Raw genomic sequence first — 15,869 nt, forward strand, 5'->3', positions numbered from 1 at the left:
GTCAGGGCACGAGTTTGAAGTGAAAGGATTTGGGCCGGGTGAGATGTTCGAAGCCGATGCCGGATAATGTGCAGCCGCGACCGGAATTCTTAACCCCGGTCCAGGCCAGCGCCGGGTCCAGGTAATCGCAGCGATTTAAAAAGACCGTGCCGGTCTGCAGCCCGTCACCCAGCGCCAGTGCCGCGTCCTCGTCGGCGGAATAGATCGCCGCGGTGAGGCCGTATTCACTGTCATTCATCAGCGCCAGCGCCTCATTGTCGTCCGCCACCGGCATCACCCCCAACACCGGGCCGAAAGACTCCTCGCTCATCACCCGCATATTGTGATTGACGTTGGTCAACAGCTGCGGGGCCATGTAGGCGCTGCCGCGCTGGTCCAGTTCGAACTCGCCGCCGTCGATATGTGCCCGCGCGCCCTGCGCCACCGCTTCGTCGATCTGGTCGCGAACAAAATCGGCGGCGGTGGCACGCACCATCGGTCCCAGAGTTGTGCCTTTATCATCGGGACGACCAAGGCGGTAGTTGCGGATCAGTGCCGTCGCCCGCAGCACAAATTCATCGAACAGCGTGTGGTGGACATATAAACGCTCGATACCACAACAGGACTGCCCGGAATTGAAAAACGCCCCATCCACCACCGACGCCACCGCGTGCTCCAGATCGGCATCCGCACGTACATAGGCCGGGTCCTTGCCGCCGAGTTCAAGCCCCACAGAGAGAAAGCGCCCGGCCGCCGCGCTTTCCATAGCCGCACCGCCGGCGACGGAACCGGTAAAGGCGACGTGCTGCACGCTGCCGTTGATCACGATCTGCTCGGCGTCGCGGTGGTCCAGGTGCAGGTACTGGAAAACCCCTTGCGGCAGCCCCGCCTCGGTGAACGCCTCCACCAGCCGCTCGGCGCACAGCGGCGTCTGTGCCGAGTGCTTCAGGATCACGCTGTTGCCGGCCAATAGCGCCGGCACCACCGCATTGATCGCAGTGAGGTAGGGATAATTCCACGGTGCGATGACGAACGCGGCACCCAGCGGCTCACGGCGAATAAAGCGCCGGAAGCCGGCCTTTTCCGGCAACAGGATATCGTTCAGTGGACCGTGGGCAGATTCCGCCAGATCGGCCATATACAGCGCGCGCTCCGCGAGACCGTCGATCTCCCCTCCGGCATAGGCAACTGGCCTACCCATCTGCCAGCAGATCTCCACAGCCAGTTCGGATTTTTTCTGCTGCAGATTTTTCACCGCCGCGCGCACCAGTGCCGCGCGCTCGGCAATGGAAACCTGCCGCCAACTCAATTGCGCGCCCTGTGCACGGCTCAGGGCATTCTGGATTTCATATTCCGTGGCCAGCGGTCGCTCGACGTAAACACTGTTGTCGATGGGGGAAATGCACTGAAGTCTTTGCATGACAATTGGTAAGTCCTGCCAATAGCGATGCGCACATAGCGGGAGCGCTTCGCGCCCCTGCCCGGCGGCAACCAGTAATTTCAGATAATTTTTCGATTAAATAATTTCAAAGTAGCGCTGCAGTTCCCAGTCGCCGATGTGCTTGCGGAACTCGCGCTCTTCCCACTCGCGGCTCGCGGCAAAGTGCTCCACAAACGCATCCCCGAACAGATCCCGCGCCGCCTGGGACTGCTTCAAGCGCTGGGCGGCATCCCACAGGGTGCGCGGCAGCGCGAGTTCTTGCGGCTGCTCTGCGGCGTAGGCATTGCCCTCCACTTTTTTGCCCGGCTCCCAGCCCTGCTCCACTCCGTACAGACCAGAGCCAAGCGCAACCGCCAGCGCCAGGTAGGGATTGGCATCGGCGGCGCCAAGGCGATATTCCTGGCGCTGGGATTTGTCGCTGCCGGGGATTACCCGCAGCGCGGCGGTGCGGTTTTCCACACCCCAGGTCGCATGGGTAGGCGCCCAGAAACCCGGGATCATGCGCCGGTAGCTGTTGATGGTGGGCGCGACCATGCACAGCAGTTCCGGCATCAGCCGCTGCTGCCCGGCGAGGAAATGCCGCTGGGTCTCGCTCATGGAATGGGGCTGGCCCTCGGCAAAAAATGCCGAGGTGTTGTCTTTTTTGTTGCGCAGCGACAGGTGGATATGCCCGCTCTGGCCGGGATAGTCGTTGGACCACTTGGCCATAAAGGTGGCCATCAGCCCGCGCCGCTCCGCCAGCACTTTGATAAAGGTTTTGAACAGCGCGGCCTTGTCCGCCGCCGCGCCGACGCCATCCACGGCGATGGCTGCCTCCAGCACCCCGGGGCCGGTTTCGGTGTGCAGCCCCTCGATGGGGAAATCCATACGCTCGGCCAGCTCCAGGATCTCGTGGTACAGGTCCGCGTGCACCGAGTTGCGGATCATCGAGTAGCCGAACCAGCCGGGGGTAAACGGCTTCAAGTTGCGGTAGCCCTTGGCGCGGGCGGAATCCGGTGTTTCGTCAAACACAAAGAACTCGTACTCCAGTGACCCGAAGGGAGCAAACCCGGCCTGCTCGCAGCGCTGGATTACCCGCCGCAGCAGCGCCCGCGGGCACACCGCTTCCGCCGCGCCATCGAACTCCGCGAGGAACAGCAGCATGCCGTCTTCAAACGGCACCTCGCGACAGGTATGGGGCAGAATGCGCACCGGTGCATCCGGATAACCGGTGTGCCAGCCGGTGTAGCGAGTGTTGTCGTACTGCTGATCCTGAACGTCCCATCCCAGCACCACATCGCAGAAGGCAAATCCCTTGTCGAGGGAGGCGAAGAATTTCTCGCGACTCATGTACTTGCCGCGCATCACGCCGTCGTTATCAAACAGCCCCACCTTCACATGGCTGAGGCCGCGGGCCTCCACAATCTGCTTCGCCTCCTCCACCGTGCGCACCTGACGCGGACTGAGGGGAGCAGTGGCCGCGGCAACCGTGGCGCTGGAGAGAGAAGATGGGGTGACAGATACCGGCGATGACGTCGGCAGTTCGGTGGACTCGTCCATGAGGGGCTCCATTATTGTGACCGGCCCGTCGCCTGCTGGCGGCGGGCGGAATCCTGCCTACAGCATAGTCAATCCGCCAAAAACTGCCGGATTCAGCCTCCCATGGCTGGCGGCTATGTTAGCGCTCGCTCAGGGTATATAATCCGCGCTCCGAATTTTTCGACCATCCATTACTTCAGGAACTGTCATGAGCTTCGAGAAGGTTTCCCCGGGCAAAGACCTGCCCAACGATATCAACGTCATCATCGAAATCCCCGCCAACCACGCGCCGATCAAGTATGAGATCGACAAGGACGCAGACGCGGTATTCGTAGACCGTTTCGTAGCTACCCCGATGTTCTACCCGGCCAACTACGGCTACGTACCCCAGACCCTGTCTGAAGACGGTGACCCCCTGGACGTGCTGGTAGTGGCTCCGTACCCGGTAATGGTCGGCTCCGTGATCCGCTCCCGCGTGGTTGGTGTGCTGAACATGACCGACGAATCCGGTGTAGACGCCAAACTGCTGGCAGTACCGCACACCAAGCTGACCAAACTGTACGACCACGTGCAGGAAATCGGCGACCTGCCAGAACTGCTGATCAAGCAGATCGAGCACTACTTCGAGAACTACAAAAAACTCGAAGCCGGCAAGTGGGTGAAAGTAGACGGCTGGGCCGACGCTGAAGCGGCGCGCGCAGAAGTTATGGCTTCCCGCGAGCGCTACCTGAAAGAAGAAGGCTGATCGCCCTTCACTTTCCCGAAAAAGCCGGCCTTGTGCCGGCTTTTTTGTGCCCTTAAATTCGCTTCAGCAAATATTGGATCCACAGGAAACAGTGAATATGCCCAGCACAGAAAAGGGACCAGATGGAAAGCCGCGGTGCAGTTGGTGTCTGGCAACTGCAGAGTACATCGCCTACCACGATAACGAATGGGGGTTCCCGGTCGGCGACGACCGGCGTCTATTTGAAAAGATCTGCCTGGAGGGATTTCAGTCGGGGCTGAGCTGGCGCACCATTCTCAGCAAGCGGGAAAATTTCCGCAAAGCCTTCCGGAATTTCGACTTCAATAAAGTGGCGAAATTTGACGAAACCGATGTTGAACGGCTGCTACAGGATGAAGGTATAGTCCGGCACCGCGGCAAAATTGAAGCGGTGATCAACAATGCTCGCTGCGCCCGCGAGATGATTAGGCAGGAGGGCTCGCTGGCAGCCTATTTCTGGCGTTTTGAACCCGGGGAGAGTGAATTGGATGCACCGCAAACCCGCTCAACCTCGGACATATCCACCGCGATATCCAAAGACCTGAAAAAGCGCGGCTGGAAATTTGTCGGCCCCACCACCGTGTATGCATTTATGCAGGCCATGGGGCTGATCAATGATCACATGGAAGACTGCAAGGCGCGCGGGGAAGTGGCGCGGGCGAGGAAGCAATTCCACAGCCCGGCCAAATAAATATTGTCGTTCAGTCGGCGATCTTGAAGGTCGCCGCGGTATTTAACTTCCAGTCGGGCACCTGCACCGGCTGCGGCTCAGGCCGGTTCAGTTCAGACGACTCCACCAGATTGCCGCCGCTGGGCGCCAGGCTCAGGTGGCTGACCTGCACCTGCGTCGGCTCGACTTTTTTCCGCTCATGCTCCTTCAGCAGATAGCCCTGCATCGGTGCCAGTGAGAGCCCAGGGTCGGCCGCGGGCTGCGGCGCAGCAGGTACCGCCTCTTCAGCTTCAGGTTTCAGTACGGATGCGGGATCGGGCTCAGGTGCGGGCTGTGCGGCCGCCGCAACTACCTCCACTTCGGACTTGAGCGAGGATAGGGCCCCAAGCTTCGCCAGCGTCGCCTGCAGATGCTCCGCCTGCGCCAGTGGCAGTGCCTTCTTGATCGCCAGCGGGCGACCACAGAACAGCTTTTCCACACTTTCGGGGCCGATCTTGAACAGGCGGGCAAAGTTCGCTTTGACGTCGGCGACGGTGTATCCGGGCTGCAGGTCGCCGCGGAAAATCACGCTGTAAGTGGAATCAGACATGCAAGAGCCTCGCTCGATAGTGTTGCCGTTGTGCCCGGCTTGTCGTTTTTTTGCTGCGATCTATTCAATCGGATTCAGTCGTCGGAATCCAGTGTCTGGTCCATGGTAAACGCGGGCTCCGCCACACTTTTTGCCGCGACAATACGCGCCGGGACCCCGGCCACGGTGGCGTGCGCGGGCACATCCCTCAGCACCAGGCTGCCGGCGGCGATTTTTACGCCTTCGCCGATATTGACCGGCCCCAACACCTTGGCACCGGCGCCGATCATCACGCCGCGGCCGATTTTCGGGTGGCGGTCGCCGCCGCCGCAGCCGCTGCCGCCCAGGGTGACCGAGTGCAGGATGGAGACATCGTCCCCCACCACACTGGTCTCCCCTACCACCAGGCCGGTCGCGTGGTCGATCATAATCCCGCAACCAAAGGTGGCCGCCGGATGGATATCCACAGCAAACTGCTCCGACACCCTGCTCTGGAAATACAGCGCCAGCGTGTGCCGGCCCTTTTCCCACAGCCAGTGGGCAATGCGGTGGGACTGCAGTGCATGAAAGCCCTTGAAGTAGAGAAACGGTGTCAGGTACTGGTCGCAGGCGGGATCGCGATCAAACCAGGCACAGATGTCCGCCTGCATACAGTGGGAAATATGCGGATCGTCCGCCAGTGCCGCAGCGATCACTTCCTGCAGCGCGGTGGCGGTGAGGGCGGCGTGATCCAGTACCGACGCCAGCTGGTATGCCAGCGCGCGGTCCAGGCTGCGATGACGCAATACCGTGTTGTGGAAATAACTGGCCAGCACCGGCTCCCCGGCAGCGGCTGCCGCTGCTTCTGCGCGCATGGTGGACCAGATTTCGCGATGTTTCAGCTCACTCTCGTTGATGGTATCCGCTCCCGTTTCTAACATTTGTTCCCTTTTTTCCTATTGGCAACCTCTGCGCGACAGCAAACACGGCCTTACAGGCGAGAAATATTATTGGGGTAGGCCTCTTCCGGCACGGCAATAAAACGCGCAAAAATTTCTTCCATGTTTTCGCAGATGGTATCTGAAAATATCACACCTGCAGCGTCCCCATCGCCATTCGCATCCAGCTGGCACAATTGCAGTTGCCCACACAAAAGATCGCCGGTGAGCAGTCGCTGAAACTCTTTTGCCCGCGGCGCATAACTCAGATGCCAGCGCTCCGGCGCAACACCGCCGCGATCTTCCGCATAGGGACGGAACAACCCGTAACTGTTGCCTTCGGCAATGCGCTGGTCGAGCCAGCAGTGGAACGGGCCGAAGACGCCCTCGTCCGCGACCTCTTCGGGTGTCAGTTGCACACGGTAGTCCTCCGCCACGGCGGCGGTATCAATTACGTCGAAATCGGTGCCCCAGTGATGACGCGAAGCGCCGGGCAGCGCTGACCAGCGCAATATAGCGAATACGATTTCTGCTGGTGACAGGCACGCCACGTCGAGTTCCCTGCATTCACTGTCGAGCAGCGGTCGCCGACCACAGGCTTTGCCATTCCAGATAGTGCGCTGGCGCTCGAAGCTGCGGAACCCGGACACCACTTTAGGATCGAAGCCGGCCTCACGGGCGTCGCGGCGCAACTGGTCAAAAGCGGTGAGTGCCTCCGGGTGCATCAACTGCCCGGAAACCGGCTCGAGAATCACGTGCGCGTCACTCAGCCCGAACAACATGTCGCGCAGGAGTCGGTGCATGGTCGAAAAACCTCCGGAAAACACCCTTGGAAAAACCTCGCAGCAAAACGCCAGAAACAAGACTAGGCTTTTCTGCATATGCGACTAAATAGCACAAGTGTACCAACTGATAGCGGCGCGCCACCTGAGCACTGTAACGCATTCGGCGCCCGAGTATCACCACCACACACAAACGGCGCCTCGCTATAGCGCCATTTTCCCCAAAAGCGATCGCGGTTTGGCCTTTTATTTTTTTGTGATATGTTGCACGACTGTTGTGTTTTGGCCCGGGAGTGGGCCGAAAGGAAAACTTCAGGGCGTATCCGCCGGCAATTTGGCGGGACGCATGGAAACGGGATACGGCGGCCATCGGCAGCCGGAGATTCTCAACAGTTCAGGGAAGAAATTTATGCACCCAAGTCAATCAGAGTTGTTAAAACTGAAAAACCTGGGACTCGCCTCTGTCAATATTCTCCACTCCATTGGCATACGCACCCTGGAAGATCTGCGGCGGGTTGGTCCGGTGGAAGCCTTTGCGAGTATTCGCCGCCGCGGCATCAACGCATCCCGGGTTTTGCTCTACGCACTGCAGGGGGCGCTGCTGGATGTGCACTGGAATGATCTCGACCCTGACCTCAAGGCCAATCTGGTGAGCGAAGCGGAACAATTGCTCGCGCGAAAAGACAGCGCCTGACCCCGGAATCCTTTCACTCAGCTTACAAATCACCACTGCTTTTTAGCGATTGCCGTGCCAATTCGAATTAGTTTCCGCTCGCGCCCTGCGGTATGGATAAAAACTGCATCGCCACACGGAAATTCTCACCGACAAGACCTTGTAAAAGGGTCATTCCGGCCCCATTAAACCCCGGAACGCAAACGCTCTGGTCACAAGAAAACCCACACTACCCATGGGCCAGAATTCTGACCAACCCGTTTTAATCACGCGGATTAAAATGATTCTGTTTTTCTTTTCTACAACATCCTTTTCTGGAGAAGGTTGATGCTGCGAATAGGGCTTTTCTTACTGACGAACCTGGCGGTAATGCTACTCGTCGGTATTATTTTTAACTTGCTGGGTATTCAAGGCATTCTCGACGCCAACGGCGTTGGTCTGAACCTTCCGGGCCTGCTGGTGATGTGTGCGGTTTTCGGTATCGGCGGCTCACTGATATCCCTGTTGATGTCAAAAACCCTCGCGCGCATGTCCACCCGCACCCAGATCATTCAGCAGCCGCAGACTGCGGATGAGCGCTGGCTGGTAGACACCGTGCGTGAGCTGTCGCAGAAAGCCGGCATCGGTATGCCTGATGTGGGTATTTTTCCCATGCCCCAAGCCAACGCGTTTGCCACAGGCTGGAACCGCAACAGCGCACTGGTCGCAGTGAGCGAAGGTCTGCTGCAGCGCTTCAGTCGCGATGAGGCCCGCGCGGTAATCGGTCACGAGATCGGCCACGTGGCTAACGGCGATATGGTGACCCTGGCGCTGATCCAGGGCGTGGTGAACACCTTCGTGATGTTCTTTGCCCGTCTTGTTGGCTTCTTTGTCGACCGGGTACTGCTGCGCAATGAAGAAGGCCTGGGAATCGGCTACTACATCACCTCCATCATCATGGACATGGTGTTCGGCGTATTCGCAATGTTCGTCGTTGCCTGGTTCAGCCGCCGCCGTGAGTACCGCGCGGATGCCGCAGGCGCGCATCTCGCCAGCACCAACGCCATGATCGCTGCGCTCGCGCGTATCAAGGCCGAATCGGAAGCCGGCCGCGAACAGCCGCTACCCGCCAACATGAAAGCCTTCGGTATTTATGGCAACAGCATGGCCGCGCTGCTCGCCAGCCACCCGCCCCTTGAGGATCGGATTCTGGCGCTGCAAAATTCTGGCCGCTAACACCAGTGTGCCTGAGGCCGGTTGCAAGCCTGCAACCGGCCTTGGCGAAAAAAAATCCGGATCAGAAATCGGCCATTGCCATGATACTGAATTCAATCTCCCGCAAACTTTCCATTTCCTTCGCCACCACCCTGCTCCTGCTGTTCACCCCGCTGGTTCCCGCGCAGGCGGAGTCGCGTGTTCCCCAGTTCGCCACCGACGACGAAGTGAATACCATGCAGGTATTCAATTTCGCCAGCCCATCCGTGGTGTATGTGACCAACGAAACCCTGGTGCGCGATCGCTGGAGCCTCAAGCTGCACAGCGTACCCAAGGGCGCCGGCAGCGGCTTTATCTGGGACGACCAGGGACACGTGGTGACCAACTTCCACGTCATCGAAGGTGCGCGCAAAGTCACCATCACCCTGCAGGACCGCAGTGAATGGGCGGCAGAGCTGGTGGGGTCCGCCCCGGAAAAAGACCTGGCCGTGGTCAAGATCAGCGCCCCGCGCGAATTGCTGAAGCCGCTGGTTCCGGGCAGCTCTGCCGGGCTCGCGGTGGGCCGCAAGGTACTCGCCATCGGCAACCCCTTCGGCCTCGACACCACCCTTACCACCGGTGTGGTGAGTGCTTTGGGCCGTGAGATTGACGCCGCCGGCAACCGCACCATCCGCAATGTGATCCAGACCGATGCGGCCATCAACCCGGGCAATTCCGGTGGACCCCTGCTCGACAGCAGCGGCCGTCTGATCGGGGTCAATACCGCGATCTACAGCCCCAGCGGCGCGAGCGTGGGCATTGGCTTTGCCATCCCGGTGGATACGGTGAAAAAGATCGTGCCGGAACTGATTGCCCATGGCCGCCTGGTACGCCCGATCCTGGGCATCGAATCGGCGCCGGACCAGTGGGCGAGCCAATATGACTTCAAGGGCGTCGCAGTACTGCGCACCGCTCCGGGCATGCCTGCAGACAAGGCGGGCCTCCGCGGTGTCTACCGCGGTGAGCGCGGCGGCTGGCAGCTCGGGGACGTGATTGTGGGTATCGACGGCCACCCCATCGGCAACTACGACGACATGATGAACGTGCTGGAAAATCACCGCCCAGGTGACCGGGTGCAAGTGGATTATCTGCGCGACGGCGAGGCGCTGCAGACTTCGCTGGTGCTCGCCGCGCCCTGATTCGCTACACTCGCCAGCCATCATCGAGACCGAACACGAAAAGACTGACCATGCAAAAGCACTTTCTCTGCCGCTACGAAGACCTCAACGAAGGCGACTCCAAAGGCTTCTCCGTCGGTGACAACAGTGCCGGCATGGCCAATGTGTTTGCAGTAAAAAAAGACGGCGAAGTGTTCGCCTACAAGAACATCTGCCCGCACCGGGGCATCAATCTGGAGTGGCAACCGGACCAGTTCCTGGACTCGGAAAAGGCCCTGATCCAGTGCGCCACCCACGGCGCCCTGTTCGAGATCAGCACCGGAGAATGCATCGCCGGCCCCTGTGCCGGGGATGCGCTGACACCAGTGCCGGTGGAATACACCCAGGACGGGCTTTACGTTTTGTTGGCTGACTGAGCCACCAATCGCCTAGTTAGCCAGAAAGGGTAAGCGCTCGCCGAGGCGAATTTCTGCCGCCGACAGCACCGCGCGATAGGCAATCACTTCCACTCCCGCGTCGACCGCCCGCGCCAGCGCTGCAGCGTAGGTCGGGTCGATTTCTGCAGCCGCCTCAACCGTCTCGATACCCGTGTGCTGCACGCAGTAAAACAGGACCGCGCGCACGCCGGATTCCGCCAGTTTCTGCAATTCCCGCAGGTGTTTGGCGCCGCGGGCACTCACCGCATCCGGGAACATTCCCCGTGCGCCCTCCGCCAGGGTGACGTTTTTCACCTCCACATAGCAGTCGCCATCTTCACCGCTCAACAACAGATCGATGCGGCTGTTCTCCTCCCCGTATTTCACTTCCCGGCGCAGGCTGTCGTAACCCTGCAGTTCGCGGATTACGCCGTCGCGTACCGCCTCCTCCACCAGCGCGTTGGCGCGGCTGGTATTCACCCCGGCGAGCGCGCCCTCAGGAGTGGTAGTGATTTCCAGGGTGTGGCGGTACTTGCGCTTCGGGTTGCCGGAATCGGAAAACCAGCAGGGTGTATTTTCCGCCCAGCAGTTTTTCATCGAACCCGTATTCGGGCAGTGAATGGTTATAATTTCACCAGAGGGAAGCTGAATATCGGCGAGAAAGCGCTTGTAGCGGCTCAGCAGCAGGCCCTCGCCGAGGACAGGATCAAATTTCACAAAGCATCCTACAGAAAGTCAGTTTTGACCGATGAATTCGGCGCACTGTCGAAAAATCGAGCGCCAGAATACACCATCCGGGCCCTAACTGGCCGGAGGATCGTCGTCAGAGATTCCCCCGGACAACATTTTGTGGCGCAGCCCACGGAGATTTGATAGTTTCCTCGCCTTGGTCGCCGCGGTGGCCTGAGGATACAGCCTGTGGTCGCTTAGGCTTTGTGCCTGCAAGGCTTGATTTTGGATGTAGTGCCCCTATTAAACAGGGCCCGTATTACGAGAGAGGCAATGACTATGCCCAATACTGCTGCGAAATCCGATTCTCTGCACGGATTCGAGCCCTATCAGGAACAGAAGGGCGAGGAGTACATGAATGAGAAGCAGCAGGAGCATTTCCGCAAACTGCTGCTGGCCTGGAAGGCCGAACTCATGGCAGAGGTGGATCGCACCGTAACGCACATGAAAGACGAAGCTGCTAACTTCCCGGACCCGGCGGATCGCGCCAGCCAGGAAGAAGAATTCAGCCTGGAACTGCGCACCCGCGATCGCGAGCGCAAGCTGATCAAAAAGATCGACTCCACTATCGAACTGATCGACCAGGACGACTACGGCTTCTGTGAAGCTTGTGGCGTCGAAATCGGCATCCGCCGCCTGGAAGCACGTCCCACCGCAACCCTGTGCGTGGACTGCAAAACCCTGGCGGAAATCAAAGAGAAGCAGATTTCCGGCTGATAGAGTGCTTTCCGGGTAGCTCACCTTACCGAGCCGCCCGGAATCTCCCCCTCCACTGACAACTGCCCCGTGTCTTCACCGACCAAATCACCCGAACGCTATATCGGTCGTTTTGCGCCATCGCCGACAGGCCCGCTGCACTTCGGTTCGCTGGTATGTGCCCTCGGCAGCTACCTGGATGCCGTCGCCCACGGCGGACACTGGCTGGTGCGGATGGAAGACCTGGACCCACCGCGGGAAATGCCCGGCGCCGCCGAGCGGATTCTGCACGCACTGGAAGCCCACGAGCTCCACAGCCAGCGACCAATCGAGTGGCAGAGCCGACGCCACCACCTCTACCTGAACGCACTGGAACAGCTGCGGGAAAAGAGCCTGATCTACCCCTGTGGTTGTACCCGCGATCAGATCCGCCGCGCCGGCGGACACCGCCGCTCTGACTGCCTCCAGAACCCGCCTAGCCTCGCCACACCCAGTGCGCTGCGCTTTCGCAGTGAAGGCGAGGAGGAACATTTCCAGGACCTCTGGCACGGTGCGCAAACCCAGCGCACCGCTGAAGACCCGATCCTCAAACGCAAGGATGGCCTCTACGCCTACCAGCTGGCGGTGGTGGTAGATGACATTGAACAGGGCGTGAACTGCGTGGTGCGCGGTGCAGATCTACTGGACTGCACCGGAGTACAGCGCCAATTATTCCGCGCGCTCGGTACCGAGCCCCCGACCTACGGCCACCTCCCGCTGGTGATGAACGAAACCGGGCAGAAGCTCAGCAAGCAGAATCACGCCGAGGCGCTGGACGACACTCGCGCCACCGGCAACCTGATCCAGGCTCTGCGCTTTCTCGGCTTTCACACTCCGGCAGAATTGTCGCTGGAACGGCCCCGCCACCTCCTCGCCTGGGCCGCAGCCCGCTGGCAGCGGCATCAGGTAGATCAACGCAACCGTTTGCTGGACCAGAAACACTAAACTCCCGAACAATACTTCGGCAGAATCCGGCCGCGACAGTTGAACTGTGCCCCGGCGGCGCATTAACATTTTGCGCCATATTTTCCTGAAGCTGCCTCACCGCAGGACGACCCCGACAGGTCTTTGATGAGCAACCGTACCCTGTTAATCCTGCTGGTACTGGTGGGCTACGTTTTCAGCCCCACCGTATTCACCTGGATGATCAATCCCACCGGCGCCTGGTATCGCCCCTTCATTCTGTGGTTTGTGATGATCCTGCTGGCGATCTTCATTCAGCGGAGGCGCCGCCCGGATGACCTTTGATATCGTCAATATCGCACTGATCGGCGTCGCCTACATCTTTGCGCTGTTTTTCATCGCCTTCGCCACCTCCAAGGGCTGGCTGCCGAGTAACTGGGTAAGGCACCCGTTTTTCTATGTGCTGTCGCTGGGGGTTTCTCTCAGCGCCTGGACCTACTACGGCATCATCGACCTGGCCTGGCAGCACGGCTACGGCGTGCTCGCCTACTATCTCGGTACCGGCGCCATGTTCCTGTTCGCGCCGGTGGCCCTGGAGCCGCTGGCACGCCTGGCACAGCGCTACCAGCTCACCTCGCCGGCGGACCTGCTGGTGTTCCGCTACCACAGCCGCGAAGCGGGCACCCTCGCCACCCTGTTCATGCTGCTGGGGCTGCTGCCGCTGATCGCACTGCAGATCCAGGCGGTGGCCGAGACCCTGGCACTGTTGTCGCGGGACAATGTGGCAGCACTGGCACTGCCGGACACCGGCGTTACCGGCAAAAACCTGATCGCGTTCTTTTACTGTGTACTACTGGCGCTGTTTACCAGCACCTACGGTGCGTCGCGCAAGCGCCAGGCGGGTCTCGCCAGCGCCATGGCGCTGGAATCGCTGGTCAAACTGCTGGCACTACTGGCGGTAGGTCTCTACGCCGTATACGGTGTTTTCGGCGGCCTGGGTGGACTCGACAAATGGCTGGCGCAAAACAGCGATATGCAACAGCTGCTGTATTCCCCTATCAAGCAGGGGTCTTCGCACACCCTGCTATTGGTGTTTATCGCCACTGCCGTGGCCATGCCGCACATTTTCTACCTCAGTGTTGCCGAGCGCCCCGCCTCCCTGGGCCTGCGCACCGCAAGCTGGGGGTTCCCGCTGTTCCTGCTGCTGATGGCGCTGCCAATCTTCCCCATCATGTGGGCGGGCTTCGCGCTGGATGTGGCGGAACCGGTGCAGTACTTCACGCTCGCAGTCCCCCGGGCCAGCGGCTCCGCGCTGCTGACGATCACGGCATTTATCGGCGGGCTCTCCGCCGCTACTGGCGCGCTGATCATGATCACCCTGGCGCTGTCCACCATGGTGATGAACCACTGGCTACTACCCGGCACCCGCTGGCAGTCCGACGACAACATGTACCGCCAGCTGCTGTGGCTGCGCCGCGCCCTGGTGGCAGCACTGTTTCTGGCCGGGTTCGGGTTTTACCTGCTGCTGAATAACCGCCTGTCGCTGTCGGACCTGGCGCTGATCGCGTTTATCGCCTCACTGCAGTTCCTGCCGGGGATCTTCGCCGTCATCCACTGGCCCCAGGGCAACCGGCGCGGCTTTATCGGCGGCCTGCTCGCGGGCATGCTGATCTGGGCTGCTGGCCTGCTGTTCCCGGCCATGGTGGGTAACAGTGGCATCGCCATCGGCGACTACCGGATTCCGCTGGGCATGGAAATCTGGCCGCAGATCACCACCCTGTCGCTGTCGATGAACGTGCTGCTGTTTGTCGGCCTGTCACTGTTTACTCGCACCTCGAGCCTTGAGCGCTACGCCGCCGACCTGTGCAGCGATGATTCCATCAGCCAGGCGCTGCGCCTGGAGCTGGATGTGCAATCCGTCGCGGATTTCCGCCAGCGCCTGTCGGAAAGCCTCGGCGCCGCCACCGCCAGCCAGGAAGTGAGCCGCGCCCTGCGCCAGCTCAACCTGGGGGAAAACGAGCGTCGCCCCTACGCGTTGCGCCAACTGCGCGACAAGCTCGAAGCCAACCTGTCCGGCCTGCTGGGACGCGTGCTCGCCGGCCAGATCGTGGATCGCCACCTGCCGTTTGTGACCAGCGACCAGCCCGCCAACAAGGACATCCACCTGATCGAGACCCGTCTCAATCGCTACAAGAACCAGCTCACCGGTCTCGCCGCGGAGCTGAACAACCTGCGCCTCTATCACCGCCAGATGCTGGAAGAATTGCCCATGGCCGCCTGCTCCCTCGGGCGCGACGGCGAGATCCTGCTGTGGAACTACGCCATGGCGGACGTGACCGGCATTGCCGCCAGCGAGGTCATCGGTTCCAAGCTCGAATACCTCCCCGAGCCCTGGCGCGCGCTGCTGACGGAGTTCGCGCAGTCGGAAGACGCCAGCCGCTTCAAGTCGCAGATCGAAATGGGCGGCAACAGCCACTGGCTGAACCTGCACAAAACCCGCCTGAAGCAGAAGAAATACGGTCGCGACAGCCACCGGGGCAAAGACAGCCGCGGCGACGGCCAGATGTTGCTGGTGGAAGACATTACCGAGACCCAGGTGCTGGAACAGGAACTGATGCACAGTGAACGCCTGGCCTCAGTGGGTCGCCTCGCCGCGGGGGTGGCGCACGAAGTGGGTAACCCGGTCACCGGCATCGCCTGTCTGGCGCAGAACCTGCAGTTTGAATCCGACAATCCTGAAGTGCTGGAGACCGCGGACCAGATACTCAGCCAGACCCAGCGCATCAGCCGCATCGTGCACTCCCTGGTGAGCTTTTCCCACAGCGGCACCCACGATCACGAGAAGGCGCCGGTGGACCTGCGCGCCTGCGTGGAGGAAGCAATACAGCTGCTGTCGCTGCAGCGTGACAAAACCCAGGTTACCTTCGCCAACAGCGTGCCCGCGGACCTCTGGGCACTGGGCGACAACCAGCGGCTGATCCAGGTGTTCATCAACCTGTTGAGCAACGCCCGCGATGCCAGCCCCGACGACGGGCATATCGAGGTGGAGGGCTACGTGCGCGCAGGACTCGCCTGTGTAGCGGTCACCGACAACGGCCCCGGTATCTCACCGGCACACCGCGATCGGATTCTGGAGCCCTTCTTTACCACCAAGGAGCCCGGGGAAGGCACCGGACTCGGTCTCGCCATGGTGTACAGCATCGTGGAGGAGCATGGCGGACAGCTGGAGCTAGTGAGTCCAGCTCACCCGGAAACTGGACGCGGGGCACGGTTTATCGTACAGCTACCCCTGGAAAGCCAAAATTAACGTACGATTGACCAATAATTTGTTACCGACTTATAGCACCAAATCGAATAAATATTGAACAAATCATGCGGTCTGGGTTGCATCGAAACGCCCAACAGGTAAAACTTAGCCCCCTCT

16 protein-coding genes are annotated in these 15,869 nt (G+C 60.4%); 10 read left to right on the forward strand and 6 right to left on the reverse strand.

Going from position 1 to position 15,869, the window contains the following annotated elements:
- Nucleotide 1: 1 nt before the first annotated feature.
- Together R5R33_RS05065 and R5R33_RS05070 are read right to left on the reverse strand one after the other, a co-directional pair.
- Nucleotides 2-1,399: an aldehyde dehydrogenase family protein gene (locus R5R33_RS05065; protein WP_318954959.1), complete on the reverse strand. Its 1,398-nt coding sequence runs from the start codon at nucleotides 1,397-1,399 to the stop codon at nucleotides 2-4.
- Nucleotides 1,400-1,495: 96 nt separating this feature from the next.
- Complete coding sequence (locus R5R33_RS05070) at nucleotides 1,496-2,959, reverse strand: glutamine synthetase family protein (RefSeq protein WP_318954960.1); 1,464 nt, start codon at nucleotides 2,957-2,959, stop codon at nucleotides 1,496-1,498.
- 187 nt (nucleotides 2,960-3,146) lie between these two features.
- Here R5R33_RS05070 and ppa point away from each other — a divergent pair, with 187 nt between their 5' ends.
- Both ppa and R5R33_RS05080 read left to right on the forward strand, forming a co-directional pair.
- On the forward strand, nucleotides 3,147-3,683 hold the full coding sequence (gene ppa / locus R5R33_RS05075; protein WP_318954961.1) for an inorganic diphosphatase: 537 nt from the start codon (nucleotides 3,147-3,149) through the stop codon (nucleotides 3,681-3,683).
- Between the two features lie 97 nt (nucleotides 3,684-3,780).
- A complete protein-coding gene (locus tag R5R33_RS05080; protein ID WP_318954962.1) occupies nucleotides 3,781-4,392 on the forward strand; it encodes a DNA-3-methyladenine glycosylase I in 612 nt (203 codons plus the stop codon).
- A gap of 10 nt (nucleotides 4,393-4,402) precedes the next feature.
- Here R5R33_RS05080 and R5R33_RS05085 read toward each other — a convergent pair whose 3' ends face one another.
- From R5R33_RS05085 to R5R33_RS05095, 3 genes are all read right to left on the reverse strand, one after another.
- The gene (locus tag R5R33_RS05085) at nucleotides 4,403-4,960 is read right to left on the reverse strand and encodes a hypothetical protein (protein ID WP_318954963.1); all 558 of its coding nucleotides are present in this window, start codon (nucleotides 4,958-4,960) and stop codon (nucleotides 4,403-4,405) included.
- Between the two features lie 74 nt (nucleotides 4,961-5,034).
- Nucleotides 5,035-5,859: a serine O-acetyltransferase gene (cysE, locus tag R5R33_RS05090; protein ID WP_318954964.1), complete on the reverse strand. Its 825-nt coding sequence runs from the start codon at nucleotides 5,857-5,859 to the stop codon at nucleotides 5,035-5,037.
- Nucleotides 5,860-5,909: 50 nt separating this feature from the next.
- Nucleotides 5,910-6,659: a M15 family metallopeptidase gene (locus R5R33_RS05095; protein ID WP_318954965.1), complete on the reverse strand. Its 750-nt coding sequence runs from the start codon at nucleotides 6,657-6,659 to the stop codon at nucleotides 5,910-5,912.
- Nucleotides 6,660-7,047: 388 nt separating this feature from the next.
- Here R5R33_RS05095 and R5R33_RS05100 point away from each other — a divergent pair, with 388 nt between their 5' ends.
- The 4 genes from R5R33_RS05100 (at nucleotide 7,048) to R5R33_RS05115 (ending at nucleotide 10,078) form a co-directional block, all read left to right on the forward strand.
- On the forward strand, nucleotides 7,048-7,332 hold the full coding sequence (locus R5R33_RS05100) for a TfoX/Sxy family protein (RefSeq protein WP_318954966.1): 285 nt from the start codon (nucleotides 7,048-7,050) through the stop codon (nucleotides 7,330-7,332).
- 306 nt (nucleotides 7,333-7,638) lie between these two features.
- On the forward strand, nucleotides 7,639-8,526 hold the full coding sequence (gene htpX, locus R5R33_RS05105) for a protease HtpX (protein ID WP_318954967.1): 888 nt from the start codon (nucleotides 7,639-7,641) through the stop codon (nucleotides 8,524-8,526).
- A gap of 80 nt (nucleotides 8,527-8,606) precedes the next feature.
- Nucleotides 8,607-9,683, forward strand: a complete 1,077-nt coding sequence (locus R5R33_RS05110; RefSeq protein WP_318954968.1) for a S1C family serine protease — start codon at nucleotides 8,607-8,609, stop codon at nucleotides 9,681-9,683.
- A 50-nt stretch (nucleotides 9,684-9,733) separates the two neighbouring features.
- Nucleotides 9,734-10,078, forward strand: coding sequence for a Rieske (2Fe-2S) protein (locus R5R33_RS05115; protein WP_318954969.1), 345 nt, complete (start codon nucleotides 9,734-9,736; stop codon nucleotides 10,076-10,078).
- Between the two features lie 12 nt (nucleotides 10,079-10,090).
- Here the strand turns inward: R5R33_RS05115 and sfsA are convergent, their stop codons facing one another.
- Nucleotides 10,091-10,795 (reverse strand): DNA/RNA nuclease SfsA, encoded by a 705-nt coding sequence (gene sfsA, locus R5R33_RS05120; protein ID WP_318954970.1) that lies wholly within the window; start codon nucleotides 10,793-10,795, stop codon nucleotides 10,091-10,093.
- A gap of 291 nt (nucleotides 10,796-11,086) precedes the next feature.
- On the opposite strand from sfsA, the gene dksA reads away from it, so the two are divergent.
- The 4 genes from dksA to R5R33_RS05140 all read left to right on the forward strand — a co-directional run bounded on the left by dksA (nucleotide 11,087) and on the right by R5R33_RS05140 (nucleotide 15,752).
- Entirely contained in the window at nucleotides 11,087-11,524 is a 438-nt protein-coding gene (dksA, locus tag R5R33_RS05125) for an RNA polymerase-binding protein DksA (RefSeq protein WP_043317502.1), read from the forward strand.
- 69 nt (nucleotides 11,525-11,593) lie between these two features.
- Entirely contained in the window at nucleotides 11,594-12,487 is an 894-nt protein-coding gene (gluQRS, locus tag R5R33_RS05130; protein WP_318954971.1) for a tRNA glutamyl-Q(34) synthetase GluQRS, read from the forward strand.
- A 126-nt stretch (nucleotides 12,488-12,613) separates the two neighbouring features.
- Nucleotides 12,614-12,790 (forward strand): hypothetical protein, encoded by a 177-nt coding sequence (locus R5R33_RS05135; RefSeq protein ID WP_318954972.1) that lies wholly within the window; start codon nucleotides 12,614-12,616, stop codon nucleotides 12,788-12,790.
- Entirely contained in the window at nucleotides 12,780-15,752 is a 2,973-nt protein-coding gene (locus R5R33_RS05140) for an ATP-binding protein (RefSeq protein ID WP_318954973.1), read from the forward strand. The genes R5R33_RS05135 and R5R33_RS05140 overlap by 11 nt, the downstream gene beginning before the upstream one ends.
- Nucleotides 15,753-15,869: the final 117 nt, after the last annotated feature.

The organism is Microbulbifer pacificus (assembly GCF_033723955.1).
Lineage (GTDB): Bacteria > Pseudomonadota > Gammaproteobacteria > Pseudomonadales > Cellvibrionaceae > Microbulbifer > Microbulbifer pacificus.